A 14,653-nucleotide genomic window follows, 5' to 3' on the forward strand; every position below is an offset into this window, starting at 1 on the left:
TTAATTCCTAAATAATTTCGCGCCTCTCTTCAGCCTATTTACCAAAGTTTTCATCGCCGATTCCTGTGGCTGGCGCGCTACAGGTTTTTGTTGCCCAAAGCCGTCAAACAATTCGTTGAGCTTAACCGTAAAGCCTAAATACGCGCCTCCCGCAGAACGTGTGCCAGAAAAATCTCGGTCATCAACTTTACCAAAGACGTAACCAGCCGAAACGCGCAGATTAGGCGTGAGGTAGTAGCCTGTTTCCAGAACAAAGCCTGTCTCACTGTAGCTAGACTGACTAATTACACGAGCTTCACCCACCAAATCCCAGCTATATCCCAAACGATAGGTAGCGCGTAATTGACCCAGATTTACCGTGCTAGTACCAGCTAAATCGTTAGCTATGTAAGAGGTACTGTTACGCAACGCATACTTCCCGTAGAATTCCCATTGCCAGTTAGGAGCATAAATCGCTTCTAAAGCAAAAGTATGGTCTTGGGAACCCGTACCACTTCCTAACAGGATAGTGTCAGGGATGGTTGATGGATTTTTGCGATATTCATAACGCAATAAAGCATTGAATTTATCGCTATTGGGATCGCGGTAGGCTAAACCCAGTTTTAGATTAGCAGTATCTCCCAATCCTGAAAGCTTTTGATTGGAAGAACCAGCTTGTTGATAACGTACTAAAGCGGTGAGAGCCGGAGAAATTTTACCCGCAGCACCTGCGGTAATTACTGTATTACTACCTCCAGAAGAAGAACGATGTTCGTAACGAGCGCTGGCTTGAAACTGCGGATTATCACTGTATTCCAGACCCACACTGTAGCTATCGCCACCATCAAACCCGATCGCAGATGATGCTTGACCAAAGGCGTAAGGTTGGGCATATTGTTGACCTGCCGCCGTGCGTCCGAAGAAGTTGCCAAATACGTGTTCGTAAGCAACGTTCAGCCGCAATCCCGAAGCAATAGTCCAGCGGTTATTTATACCAATTGCACCTTGGGTAGTCATTTCGTTAGCACCACCCAAAATTGAGTAACGACCGGTCAAGGTAGTATCCGATCCGAGTTTGTGTTCGCCGTTGACACTCAAGCTAGTAATGGAATTACCCGAATATTGACCACTACTGTAATACTGTTGAGCCAAACTGACGTTGACACCAGGAATTACTGCCCAATTCAACCCCAAAATGGTACGGTCTGGGTAAACAGTATCTTTTTGGGAAGATAAGCTGAGTTCATTTTGGGCTTGGAAGGTCAGGTTTTTAGCTAGAGGAACTGAAAAACGCGAACGCAGTTGATTAGAATTACTACTCAAAGCACTGTCGAGAATTCTGTCTTCCCGACGACGATGAATCCAATCCACATCCAGAGTAGCTTTACCCAAACGTTGTTGAATCCCAGCGGAAATTGTCGTCAGTGAATTATCAACTTTGCTCCCAGGTATCGCCTCATAACGCGGTGCAAACAGTTCTTCAAAGGTATCTAGGGGTTGGGGAGCAATCCCAAAATTGTCTTCGTGGTCGTATTGCGCTCTGACGTTGGTAGTTGAGGTGAGTTTAGCTGTAACCTGCGCTCCATAACGAGTTTGTCCTGGGACAAAACTGATAGTGGCATTATTGGCAAAACCCGTATCAGCAAAGCGATAATAGGCACGACCTTGAATCCCATTAGCAATCTTTCCTTCAGCTTCTAAACGATACGCATCACCTCTAACTTTTCCCACAACATCAGAATCATTCGTGGAATGAGCATATTCTGCAATTAACTTACCGTTCTCACCCAAAGCAATCAGTGCATCTGCACCGTAGAGTTGAAAGTCGCGCACCCCGTGATTTTCTTGAACGTAAGTTGCTCCTATCCAACTTTCTTGGTTAAGTTTGCGGGAAAGGTTATATTGCAAACGACCAGCATAGATGCTCCCGTCAGAGTCTTCGCTGTCATATTGATAGCTAACAACAATCCGACGTACCAATACTTGTCCGGTTCGATCGATATCGGTACGAAGAATCGGTTCGCGGAATAATAAAGTACCGCGATCATAGTCGATTTCGTAGTCTGGTCCTCGGTTAAGTTGTTTGCGTTCTAATACAGTCCCAGGACGATTGAGTTCTTCTAACTCGATAAAGACATTTTCACTACCTGCTTGTAATAGTCTGCGAGAGAGGAAGTAATAACCACTAGTACCATCGGGAGCAATAGTATCCCGTTGAAATCCTTCTAAGCGATCGCCATAGAAACCTGTAATTTGTAGGTTTCCTAAGTTGTAATTAGCTTTAAAACCGTGGAGTTGACGAGTGATAGAAGTAAATTGCTGCGATCGCCGCGCAAATTCTTCTGTGTTATAGTCACCCCACATCGCATAATCAGGATCGGAGCCAGGGGTACGAGTNNNACGCTCAAAACGTAAAAATACACTGTCAATGGAAGGAGCAACTACATCAACTTTTGAGCTATCGCCGTAGACAGGATAGTTTTGCTCGCTGAATTGATAAGTTCTAAACAGGCGATTATCGCAGTTGCAATCTTCATTGAGGTTACGAGAACTGTTGTATGCGCCTGTAAATAACCATTCTCCGATCGCACCAGTGGCAAATATCGCTGAATGGAAATCTAATTGGGTTCCGTTGTTTTTGTCAGGAGGGAGGAAATCACGGAAACTGCCATAATAATTTGTACCTCTAGCACCCAAACGTAAATCTATTACTCCAGTAACTAAACTCGGACGCAGTGAGGTTTCAAATTGTAGTTGGGTGAAGGCTTCTAGATCATTTGCGATCGCGCGAATTGTCACAGTTTCGGCTTTTAATTGCGATCGCAACGTCGCTGTAAATTGCCCTGCTTTCGCCTCCACTTGAAATCCGGGTTCATCAGGTTTGAAGTCTTTCCCGACCAACTCCCCAGCAGTGGGTATGAGGGTGACAACAGCATCACGATTCGAGCGATTTCCACTTGCATCGATGAATTGACCCCGAATTGTCGCCGTAGAACGTCCATCTGCTGGAATACGAGACTCAGCTGTTTCTAAAGTTAATTGCTGCGGCGCTCCCCGGACTGCGACTTGCACTGTTACAGAGGGTTCTGTTCCTCCAACAGCTTGTGCAGAGATGGTGTTTGCACCTTCTTTTAACGAGACACCATACCATGTCTGCGTTACTAAATTGGTGGTAGCATCAGTTTCCGTCCGTCCCACTAAAGAAGGGTCTACCAACGCGCCATTTACCCGCAATTCCACTTGACTACCAGCGGGAAACTGCACAATCACTGTGCTAGCTTGGACATCTACAACACTGTCAGCCGTCGGAGTCAGGATTTTGATTGCTGTAGATATAGGGACAGTGGGGGACACGGGAAGATTTTCATTCACCCCTTGTCCCTTTGTCCCCGCGTCCTCTACTCCTGCAATTTTGCGTAATCCTCTAGGCAAACCTACAGAAGTTGCTGGTTGAAATGGTTGTATTTCCGTTGGAGAAGCATGAAGCAGTGTTTCAGTATGTTCATCATTCCTGTCCTCTATTCCCGCTATTTTGCCTAAGTCTCTAGACAAATCTACAGAAGTTTCTGGTTGAAATGGTTGTATTTCTGTTTCACTTGGCTGGACATTTGGAATTTTAGGAGCCGATGCTGAAGAAGTTGAAGAAAATTCGAGAGGTGGAGAATTTAAAGCCTCTCCCCTAGAAGAAGAGAGGTTTTCCAGATGCGCTGAAAAATCAGGATCTTCGACACTCTTTTCTGCTTGCGAAGGTGAATCAGGGAAAAGGAGATTTTCACTAGTGATTTCTGCTTTGACAATTGTTGGGTACAAAACAAGGCTGAGAGCTACTACTGGCATCGCCCCCATCAATCTCAGGTTAAATGTAGTTATACAGTGCAGTCTGGGTTTCATTTCTTGACTGGCTCCTGAAATGTTGGGGTTACACCGAAGTTCATGCGTACCAAGCCACCAGGCTCTAAATGCACCAAGCGAGATTGGCTATTTCGTTCGCGGAATTTTTCGTTATGAGCTAGGGTGTAACCCCCGACACTGCTAAGGTCTAGTACACCCGTGTGGTATCCAGGTAAGGCATTAGCTAAGGAGAACAAACCATTAGGATCTGTAGTGATGCGGTTTCCGTCCTCCAGAAAAATCACTGCATTGGGTACTCCAGGCTCACCACGCTGTTGTTCACCGTCAAAGTTTTTATCAACAAACACCCGACCGATAATCGTGCCACAGTCAGAAACGATTCCTGGACGAATTTTCAATTGGTGGGTTGCGGGACCATCCTTAGTACTAAAACGGTTATCAGCCCGTTGAGCATTAACGATCGCAGTGTTGCGACCATTACCACGCAATGCATCGGCTGTTATTTGAGCCGCGTAGGCAATATTCAAGACTTTCTCTGGGGAAATTGTTACATCTGTGCGGAATGTCACTGTGTTACCGTTGCGTTCTGAAGCGATCGCGACTGGTTGACCATCTAGCTCTCCTTGCACCGATTTCGGCAAGAATTGGAATCCTAAAGGTAGGTTGTCGGTGACAAATATATTATTCAAACCAGCATCAGCGAGATTTTTTACCGACAGGCGGTAGATTACCGTATCCCCAGGTTCAGCAGTAGCGCGATCGCCTGTTTTGATAATCTGTAACTGATTGGCTTGACACAAATTTGTGGTGAATTCAAAGGCTAATAAATCCAGTCCCACTGTTTCTGCGTTGGGAACTAAAACAACTGTTTGCTCTAGCCTGGTTTCACCTGTAAGACTGATTGGTTGACCATCTAAAGAAGTAGCGACATATCGCACGACACCATTATCTTGTGTGCTATTGTTAGCAAGGATTTCAATCTTGACCCGCCGCTGTTTATAGATAGAATTTGGTGGTGGATTAACTACAAAAATGTAGGTTCTACCTGGAGCGGTTTGACCCTTATTCGGATCGAGTAGGAAATTGTAGACACCCGCAGGGTTATTCGTAACAAAGTAGGGATTACTATTCTCAGTATTCGGCGATTTACCACCAGGAACGTTGTTATTAGGAATATCTGGTAACTCTGTTCGAGTCAAAGCAACCAAACTGCCCAATTCTGTCCCCGTTGGATCGCTAGAACTGGGTTCGTAGACCCCAACTGAAAAACCTGTATAGTCAGGTAAAATTGTCCCAGCGCAACCTAAAATCCGTCCTAATGGATCGAGTAAGGGGATAGGACTAACATTAATTTGCTCAGAACTTCCTTGATATTGATAATTACTACCAGAATCTGTATAAGTATAAGTAGCTTGATTTATTAATGGCAAAGACGCAACCAGATTGTTAGTCTGTTGCGCGATCGCTGGCATAGATATAGTAGTATGCAAAAAACTTCCCAGAAGAACAGTAGCTGTTAACCGTCGCCACCAGCTACCGCTAGAAGTAATTTGCTTTTGGTTTTGAGGACGGTTCACTTACCACATCTCCTCTGAAATATCAAGCTTGTTGTTAATAAAAGCACTTATTTATTTTGGGAAATCCAGTTAAGCTAAAACTCTTTTAAAATCTCGTTTCCAGATGGAATCTGAAAATATTCTTCATTGCGGCTCTTGTCTGAGTGAGCAAGGCGGCGTGTTAATCAGCGCACTTGGGTTTGATAAGTTGCCTTAAGTGTTGTTTTGGCTGCGAGAGATGGAATCTGCAAACGGATATGGGTGTAAGCAATGGCTGGGGCTGGTTTTGTTTCCACTTTGCCGCCAGGAAGAGTAACTTTAACAGTCGGATTTTCGACAAAGCTACGCCCACCATCAATGCTATAAATGACTTTGGCATTTTTAGCGACATTGGTAGAATTAAGCACGTAGACCATTCCTTTCGGAATAGGTTGATTGAATATCAAATTCTTCACTGGGCGATCGCTCTTATTTTCGCCACTCAAGGTATATCGCAATACATCTCCTGGCTGCACCACAACTTGACCTTTTAAAGGTTCCCATTTCTGGCTTTGCTTACCCTGGTGATCCTTTGCCATCACTTGCTTTTCTGCTTCTAAACGCAATTGAATTTGCCCTTGAGTTTTGATATTCTGAGCAACAGCACTTTCTGAATGCCATATATTTGCGATTCCCGGAATTTGACCGACAAATGGAACTGTAGCAATGAGAGCGAATGCTCCTAAACCTGCAAGAGAAACACGCTTCATATAAATAACCTCAAAAAAATTCCAGAATGTGAATTGTTGACTTATCTTTCCCAGCTTTTGCTAAGAAAAAGTCACTCTCCTATTTGCTTGCTGTTTGGGGTTGGGGAGTGAGGTCAATTGGTTCGCAGATTCTTTAAGTCTGCGAACTTCAGAGTCCTCAATCCCAACGAATTAGTTCACCTTGCGTTGGAAGGTAAATGTTCTTTGAATACCCGGTGCGATCGTGCCAGTTACAGTATCCACATACTTAGTAACATCAGTGTTTGCCGTAAATCCAGTTTGGTCAATGCCAGAGCTAGTAGCTGGATTACCACTGAAGAATTGAATGGTTGCAGTTCCAGAATCCTTAGCTGAACCAACAATGTTGCTAGTATCAATTTGACCACTGGCATCGTTGTCTAATGCCCAGTTATTAGGGCTTTGCGTACCATCTTCAGTAATCACAACATTGTTAGCATTCAAAATCACATTACCGGTTCCAGATTGAGGATCGGAAATATTTGTGTATTGAATTTGGTACTCAATAATGTTTCCTGGTGCAGGCTTCTTTGGATCAATACTTAATGTGCCATCATTTCCCTGGATTACAGGCCCAGTTCCTTGTAAAACTCGCGACACTTTCAGCAGTTTTAGGAAACCAGTGTAAACGCGATCAATAGTGATGTTAGATGAATCAAAGATATTATCGTTGCCAGTATCCTTAATTCCATCACCGTTGGTGTCCGTCGTGTAATTGTCAATCGAAGCAGTGATGGGTACTGGGAAGCCTCTATTAATATCAGTAGATAACTGCGTACCTGGAGGTAAATCAACTTCCACACCATAGTTGATACTTGCACCAGGAGCAACGTTGGGGATTGTAATTGCTGCACCAGGTGTTGTAAATGCTCCATTATTATAGGTATAGACAGCAGACTGACTACCGTAAGTAATAGTCACCTTCGTATTATTCGGTAAATCTCCTGGAATTGCTGGTGGCGTTGGCTCTATCTTCAAGACACCTGAGTCAGTACCACTATTCTTAATTGTATTGGTGAAGCCAACTGATTGTGGATCGAGTGTACTACCAGGTGCTGTACCAGCAGGAACAAGGGAAGATTTATTAGTGAAGTCATCGTTGGTTAAACCTGATGGCCCAGTAGCATCTGGGGCATTTTGCGGCCCGTTGAGTAACGCTGAAGCAATAGGCGCTTGCACTGTGAAGACGTTCGCCTCACCTCCTGGTGTACCATCACCAGTGTTGTTGTTACCTGTGTCAGTTCCAGTCTCTGGAGCTGTTGGAGTAATAATATAGCCATCATCAACGTTGCCAGCCAATAGAGTATCGGGAACACCATCACCATTGGTATCTGTACCCGTAGGAGGTGTCATATTCCCTGGTGGACCCTCGTAGTTGCTGGGATTTTGGTCGCCGGATTCGTCGTATACGGGGAAATTGCTGCTGGGTGTTTGACCAAATAATTGGGCAATGTTAGCGACGGTTAAGGGTGAAGTTGCAGTTGATTCAACGGCTAGCTGAATCGAGAAGCCATTCACCGTTGTACCAGGAGCGATAGAAGTAATGATTGCTGGATTATTGATAAAACCAACGCGCGTGACTGAGGCCAAGGGTGGTGCTGTCGTAGTCCAACTCGCTGTATTAGCATTAGTTCCAATTGGAGTGGTAGTGTAGACAGTTTGCCAACCAGGAGGCGCAGTTGGTGCTGCTGCCAAATCTGTGCCCAAAGGAATCGCATCAGAAACCAAGATATAAGTGCCAGCAACACCATTAACATTGATGCTTGTACCCGTCAGAGCTGCTGGCGTAATTCCCTGTCCTGTGGGATCGTTGGACTCAACTCGTAAACTCAAATCATAGGTCAGCTTGTCATCTGTAATTTGAGTGGTGCCAGCATTGTTATAGCCACTGCGAATCTTGAGAATAGTGGCTAAAGTGTAGGTTTTTACCGTTAAACCAACTTGAATTTGATTGGTGGCGCTAGCTTCCCGCGTACCATTAGCTGGTGCGCCAGCTACTTCACCAACAACACTACCATCAGGGTTATCTGCGGTATAAACGTCACCACCATCAGGATTCCGTAGTTGATTTTGAGCATTACCAGGAGTATTACCAAGGGTAACGGTAATTATGTCATTGGTTTGAGCGCCAGCCTGTACTGTAACTGGCACACGCACCAATACCGTACCACCAGGCGAAACCGAGGGTGTGAATACCTCAGTGCTAGTGATATTTTGCCAGTTTTGACCACCGTCAATGCTGTATTGTAAGCTATTAGCTACACCACCATTTGGTAATGTACCAGAAACTGTACCTGGCCCAGTTGTTGTAGCTAAGTTAGGAATCCGAAATTGGGTGGGGTCGTTACCTACGTTCGTCAAAGTGTAGGTGTAGATGAGTAAGTCACCAACTTGGACTGTTGTATTAGTAGGGCTAGAAGTTGCATCTGTTACACCAGATGCACTGACAGTGATACCAGCAACCTCTGCCACGGTGACAACGACAGTATTAGAAGTGGCATTTATAGTTGTCCCTGGACTGCTGGGATCTTCGTAGGTCGCTGTTGCAGTGTTACTGATAGATGTACCCGCAGTCGTTCCGTCAGCTAATACGGGTGCAAGAAATTGGAAAAGGCTACCAGTTAATAATGCTGTTGCTACTAGAAATTGGTAAAGTTTATGCTGCTTATTTACAGATTGATTTCGATTTACCATAGAAGTAGTTTGTTTGCTGAACTTGTATCTCAGATTTTGAGACAGGATAAAGTTCGGCAATTCCTTTTAAGGAATTACCGATTTATGGCTGCCCAAAACGTTGAAGTTTTGGGAATGCATATTTAAGGAGTTAAATTATTGACACTCCTTGGAAATGATATTGAGACAATAACCAGAAATAACTTGTCTAGTTGTTTTATGCTTACCCTTGAGAATCAAAGCTGGCAATCGCAAATATGTGTAATTTATTACTGTATTTTGCTTAGTTATAGATATAAATAGTAATGTAGCTTTTAAAGCAAAAAAAATCTTCCGTATAAATAAGTAACTTCTATAGCTGTGAATAAGCGCATCAAAGCTGGAAAATTAACTTTATTTTGGCAACACACATAGCAATTTTAGTGGTTTAATAAGACGCTAAAAAGACTAAAACTTATATAATCAAATGCTTTTGAGTTTTTGTTGTCAGAAATATATACTGCTCTATAGAGTCATTTAGATCAAAAAAATGAAAGTTAACTAAGCGATCTAGATCGCTTAAATAGGATAGCAATTTCAGTAAATGCGATTTAATCATAAAAAAATGCGATTTAATCATATTAATNNNCCGTGTTAATGCTGAAAAAGTAAATCTATTNNNTTTTTTCGTAACATTAAAGATATGCGTGTAAATACTAAAAATAGAGATTACTAGTATTAAAGTTTTACAAGAATCATTCCTCTCAATACCAAACATACCCGACATTTTTTGTCGGGTATGTTTGACTGGTATTTTTGCTCGTGTTAGTATCAGGCGACAAGTGACAGACAAACAGGGAAAGCTAGTTTATGACTCAGGCAATAAAAACCCAAACCCAAACCCAAACCAGCACTGCCTACTTTCAAGCCTTGAAGTGTAAGGAATGTGGTGCGGAATATGAACTCAAAGCCAGTAATGTTTGTGAGTTATGTTTTGGCCCGTTAGAAGTCAAATATGACTACAACGCCCTACGTCTGACTGTCACTCGTGAAACAATTCAAGCTGGGCCTAATTCAATTTGGCGCTACCGCCCCTTTTTGCCTGTCGCAACTGACAATGTTATAGATGTGGGAACTGGTATGACTCCCCTAGTTCGTTCCCACCGTCTTGCCCGTCGCCTGGGTCTAAATAAGCTTTATATAAAAAATGATGCCGTGAATATGCCCACCCTGAGCTTTAAGGATCGGGTGGTGTCAGTTGCTCTATCCAGAGCGCGGGAGTTAGGTTTCACTACTGTTTCTTGTGCTAGCACTGGTAATTTGGCAAATTCTACAGCTGCGATCGCGGCTCATGCTGGTTTAGACTGCTGTGTGTTCATCCCCGCAGATTTAGAAGCTAGTAAAATTCTCGGTAGCTTGATCTACAGTCCCACCCTTATGGCCGTCAAAGGCAACTACGATCAAGTCAATCGTCTCTGTTCGGAAGTTGCAAACACACATGGCTGGGGTTTTGTCAATATTAATCTACGTCCTTATTATTCTGAAGGTTCTAAGACGCTAGGTTTTGAAGTTGCAGAACAACTAGGCTGGGAACTACCCGATCATGTAGTTGCTCCTTTGGCGTCTGGTTCGCTCTTTACAAAAATTTATAAGGGGTTCCAAGAATTTGTCGAAGTTGGTTTAGTAGAAAACAAGAGCGTCCGTTTTAGCGGCGCTCAAGCTGAAGGTTGTTCACCCATCGCCCAAGCTTTCAAAGAAGGACGCGACTTTATTAAGCCAGTTAAACCGAATACAATTGCGAAATCGCTAGCGATCGGCAATCCAGCAGACGGAATTTATGCTGTAGAGTTAGCTCAGAAGACTGGTGGTAATATTGAATCAGTCAATGATGCCGAAATTATTGATGGCATCAAGTTGCTGGCAGAAACCGAAGGCATCTTCACAGAAACGGCTGGTGGTACAACCGTGGCCGTGCTGAAAAAACTGGTAGAAGCTGGCAAAATCGATCCAGATGAAACTACCGTGATTTACATCACCGGTAATGGTTTGAAAACCCAAGAAGCAGTCCAAGGCTATGTTGGCGAACCCTTGACTATTGATGCGAAACTCGATAGTTTTGAACGTGCGCTAGAGCGATCGCGTACTCTGGATCGCTTGGAATGGCAACAAGTCCTCGTTTAGTTAGGAGTTGGGAGTTATGAGTTTTTTGTATTCATAACTCTTTACTCTGAACTTTATTCCTAACTCTCCACTCTTCACTTTTTACTTCTATGGCTGTAAAAGTTTTAGTTCCTACGACTCTTCAGAGTTTTACTAATAATCAAGCTACTTTAGAATCCAGCGGTAACACTATTGCTGAATTGTTAGATTCCTTAGAACAAAGCTTTCCTGGCATTAAATCCCGGTTGTGCGATGAACAAGGTAAGCTACGTCGGTTTGTAAATTTTTACGTCGATAGCGAAGATATTCGCCATTTAGATGGTATAAACACAACCTTAAAAGATGGCGATGAAGTCAGTATTGTTCCTGCTGTTGCTGGTGGTTAATCCTGAAAACATCTACCTAGAATTTAGTAAATGAATACATCTAGGCTTGCCGCGAGTGGCAGGCTTATTTTTATTGGTTGCAAATTCAGTATATCGAAAACTTTTGTAAATGACTTTAACGGCAACTATAAAATAATTCCTGGGAATTTTTAGCTTTTGACTGACCTACTCTACAACTCAAAATAGAAGGAGCCTGTATAAAGATCGTTTACATTCAGATTAGATTCTTACCAATCCTCCAGCAGAGATTACCAAGGCGTAATCTTGCTGCTCCTGTTGAACCTCAGCAATAACCTCAATTCTCCACTCACCAATCTCAGGAGTTTCAACAATAATCCCTTCTACGTTATTAACTGTATCTGGTATGCCCTCACCTTCAAAATCATTACCAAGGAGATATGTGCTGTTAGGATGGTAGAGAATTAAGTTTAAATTATTGATTAAATCTTCTCCTGGGTAGTCAGTGTAAACAAGAGTTACTTTTAAGGGAACCTGACTATCAGAAATTTGTAGTTTATACTCAGCTTTCTCACCTGTTTTCAGACCATTCGCTTCATCAATAAAAAGTACCTGCGTCGGTTCTGCTGGATTTAAAACTTGTTGTAGCTTGATCCTTCCCCACCCTTGTTCATTATCAGCGTAAGGTCTAGACGATGGATGGGCAAAGCGGTAATTAATATAAGTTGCGGAATGAATTAGTGCAGCTTTGATTAGAGCAGCGCTTGGATCAGTAATAGACGGCTGATGCCTCTCTCGCAGATATTGCCTCACCAATGCCGCACATCCAGCGACCATAGGAGTTGCCATTGAGGTTCCTCCCAAGTACATGTAATGCTCTTTAGCAGAAGGATAAGCTCCCCAAGCAAAATTATTGCTGGCAATCTGAGAGGATCGAGTCGAGAGGATAAATGTACCAGGAGCAATTACATCAGGGTGTCGGCGACCATTTTGACATGGGCCACGGCTACTAAAAGCCGCAATATCGTCTACTGAATCAACCATGCCGTCAGAATTGAAGGGAAGATGAGGAAAGTCGTTTGGCGACCAATCACCATAAGTATGAGAAAATTGCCCATTACGATTATTCTCAGATGCTCCAACAGTCAAACAATTTTTAGCTGTTCCTGGAGGACTCACACTTCCTTGTTCAATTGCTGGTGTGTCAGAAGAACGATGTTTGCCATCATTTCCAGCAGCTACTAGCACCAAAAAATTTTTGTGTTCCCAAACAAATAGATCCAGATCGTTACATCTGTCATCATAGCTTCCTGGTTCGCCCCCACCCCATGAAATTGAATGGATTCTTGCACCTCTCTCATAAGCGTCCTCAAATAGTTGTTTGAGGTCGTCAGGAATACCGAATAACCCCGACTCAGGGGGATTTTGATAATAGGAATTCAGCCAGAAAAGTTGATATTCAGGATTCCACTTAGGTGTTTGCTCAATTGCTTGGAAAATCAATTGAGCATCTGTAGCCATACCAGCAGGAATAGAAGAAATTCCTAACTTTTTTGCTTGCTCTCCGTTTCCTAATGCAGTCCCTGCGATGTGAGTTCCATGTCCTGTATATATATCAGATGCTCCGTCGTCAGCTCCAGGATTGAGAATATAGGAATTTAGAGATGATTGTATTGGGTAACTGTTAATCCACCTAACTCTTTCACGAAAGTCAAGATGAAGTGTTTCAGATTCTCCTGTATCTAATCCTGTATCAGCAATAGCAATTATTTCTCCTTTTCCGGTCAAACCAATCGTTGGCGTAGGATTAGAGGGTATAACACCTCTGCCAATTATATGACAAGCTTTTTCGTTGAACAATTTTGGGATGACTTTTTCTTCTAAGGATTTTAATCCTATTTGATTAGCAATGATTTTGAGGGAATCTATTGCATTATTGTCTGAACTTAGATCGAGTATCAGCTTAGTTGTTCCAGGTTGATCGGCAACGCGAATTCCTTGAGGCTCTAAATTTTTAGCAGCAAGATCGCGATCTTCTTGAGTAAAGAAATTGGCAATTAGGATACCTGGAAGAGGAATGCCTCGATTTTGAGAACTGGGAGGATTTTGAGCTGCTTTTAATCTAGCTGTTGCGATCGCCTCTTTCGTCGCTGATTGACCTAAATTTTGAAGATATTGGGGTTGAACACGAATTTTCGGGACATAGGGTGTGACTTGAGAAACTTCCTCAAAGCTCCTGATATGGTTAATAATATCTTCGCTGGGAACAGATACAACAATTTCTAAACGGCTCAAAGGCTGCAAAATCTTTGCACCTATCTCTTCTATTTTTTGCTTCCAGCTTTCAAGGACTGGATTCTTAAACCGCACTACTTGATCTCTCATATTGGAATATCCAGGGCTAGGGTTAGGTGCTTCCGAAAACTTCAACCGCTCTACAGGAAAGAACTGCTTGATATTATTAATCGCTACCATCGAAGCTGAAACAATTGTGAATGCTGGATAGCTCTTAACAATTCGGACGTTTTGAAAACGTTCTAGCTCATTTTTGGAGGAAAAAACTCGGTATTTTCCTTCCTTCCCCCAAAGTCTTTCTTCAATTCTGTGTCGGGCATACTTAAGTAACTGCTGAATTTTGGGGGAATTATAGGGTAAATTTCCCTTTAATTTCTGTAGTTTATCTAACTCTAATTCTCCTCCCCGTTCAGCTGCCCACATGATAACAGCCTGAAATTCTTTTTCGTCAGCAGGAGTTATGAGAAGTGTTAATCTCCAGATTCTTTCACCTTTATTGCGTAAATCATGCAACTCACTAATTAGCTGTTCATTATTGCTGAAATCAATCGTATTACTTAATGTCTCAACTGATTCGATATCCGATTTCAGTAATGTCCCAATTTCACGTACCAAATCTTTTTGTTTCCCTTGAGGAATAAATTGTTCAAGTTCTTTTATTTTTTCAACAGTTTCTTCAATATCGCTGATATTTTCTGTCGAAGGGTCAACATTACTGATTTCAGGAATAATACCATTTCTTAATTCCCCAATCAATTCACTTTTTTTAACTTGATCCAACTCAACTTGTTTAATTAAACTTTTCCTTTCGCTTGGTTCAAGATCCGATTTAATTTTCTGAAACTGATTTTTTAATTCTCTTTCAAAATTACTGACACAATCAAGAAACACACTCAAACTTGCCATTTTTCAATTTTCCTTTCCAGCTTAATTTTCACCAGTCGATGATGTTATATTTATAGGACTTATCCAATTGTGACGAAAACCCAAGCCTTTATGATTAATTTGCTTCGTCCTTAATGATATAAAATCGTAGTCCGTGTGTAAG

7 protein-coding genes are annotated in these 14,653 nt (G+C 42.5%); 2 read left to right on the forward strand and 5 right to left on the reverse strand.

Annotation, left to right across the window (positions count from 1 at the left end):
- From QUD05_RS07515 to QUD05_RS07530, 4 genes are all read right to left on the reverse strand, one after another.
- Positions 1-3,870: an Ig-like domain-containing protein gene (locus QUD05_RS07515; protein ID WP_289795517.1), complete on the reverse strand. Its 3,870-nt coding sequence runs from the start codon at positions 3,868-3,870 to the stop codon at positions 1-3.
- Positions 3,867-5,303: a hypothetical protein gene (locus QUD05_RS07520; protein ID WP_289799913.1), complete on the reverse strand. Its 1,437-nt coding sequence runs from the start codon at positions 5,301-5,303 to the stop codon at positions 3,867-3,869. The genes QUD05_RS07515 and QUD05_RS07520 overlap by 4 nt, the downstream gene beginning before the upstream one ends.
- A 269-nt stretch (positions 5,304-5,572) precedes the next feature.
- Positions 5,573-6,136 (reverse strand): hypothetical protein, encoded by a 564-nt coding sequence (locus tag QUD05_RS07525; RefSeq protein WP_289795518.1) that lies wholly within the window; start codon positions 6,134-6,136, stop codon positions 5,573-5,575.
- A gap of 171 nt (positions 6,137-6,307) precedes the next feature.
- A complete protein-coding gene (locus QUD05_RS07530) occupies positions 6,308-8,848 on the reverse strand; it encodes a beta strand repeat-containing protein (protein ID WP_289795519.1) in 2,541 nt (846 codons plus the stop codon).
- 828 nt (positions 8,849-9,676) lie between these two features.
- Here QUD05_RS07530 and thrC point away from each other — a divergent pair.
- Together thrC and QUD05_RS07540 are read left to right on the forward strand one after the other, a co-directional pair.
- Positions 9,677-10,987, forward strand: a complete 1,311-nt coding sequence (thrC, locus tag QUD05_RS07535; protein ID WP_289795520.1) for a threonine synthase — start codon at positions 9,677-9,679, stop codon at positions 10,985-10,987.
- An 89-nt stretch (positions 10,988-11,076) separates the two neighbouring features.
- Positions 11,077-11,352, forward strand: coding sequence for a ubiquitin-like small modifier protein 1 (locus QUD05_RS07540; RefSeq protein ID WP_289795521.1), 276 nt, complete (start codon positions 11,077-11,079; stop codon positions 11,350-11,352).
- 219 nt (positions 11,353-11,571) lie between these two features.
- Here the strand turns inward: QUD05_RS07540 and QUD05_RS07545 are convergent, their stop codons facing one another.
- The gene (locus tag QUD05_RS07545; RefSeq protein WP_289795522.1) at positions 11,572-14,511 is read right to left on the reverse strand and encodes a S8 family serine peptidase; all 2,940 of its coding nucleotides are present in this window, start codon (positions 14,509-14,511) and stop codon (positions 11,572-11,574) included.
- Positions 14,512-14,653 lie beyond the last annotated feature (142 nt).

Origin of the sequence: Nostoc sp. GT001, from assembly GCF_030382115.1 — a bacterium.
Lineage (GTDB): Bacteria > Cyanobacteriota > Cyanobacteriia > Cyanobacteriales > Nostocaceae > Nostoc.

Excerpts from the sequence above, each read along its gene's own strand:
- QUD05_RS07520 (WP_289799913.1), bottom strand. The coding sequence starts at position 5,303 with ATGCCAGCGATCGCGCAACAGACTAACAATCTGGTTGCGTCTTTGCCA.
- QUD05_RS07525 (WP_289795518.1), bottom strand. The coding sequence starts at position 6,136 with ATGAAGCGTGTTTCTCTTGCAGGTTTAGGAGCATTCGCTCTCATTGCT.
- QUD05_RS07530 (WP_289795519.1), bottom strand. The coding sequence starts at position 8,848 with ATGGTAAATCGAAATCAATCTGTAAATAAGCAGCATAAACTTTACCAA.
- thrC (WP_289795520.1), top strand. The coding sequence starts at position 9,677 with ATGACTCAGGCAATAAAAACCCAAACCCAAACCCAAACCAGCACTGCC.
- QUD05_RS07540 (WP_289795521.1), top strand. The coding sequence starts at position 11,077 with ATGGCTGTAAAAGTTTTAGTTCCTACGACTCTTCAGAGTTTTACTAAT.
- QUD05_RS07545 (WP_289795522.1), bottom strand. The coding sequence starts at position 14,511 with ATGGCAAGTTTGAGTGTGTTTCTTGATTGTGTCAGTAATTTTGAAAGA.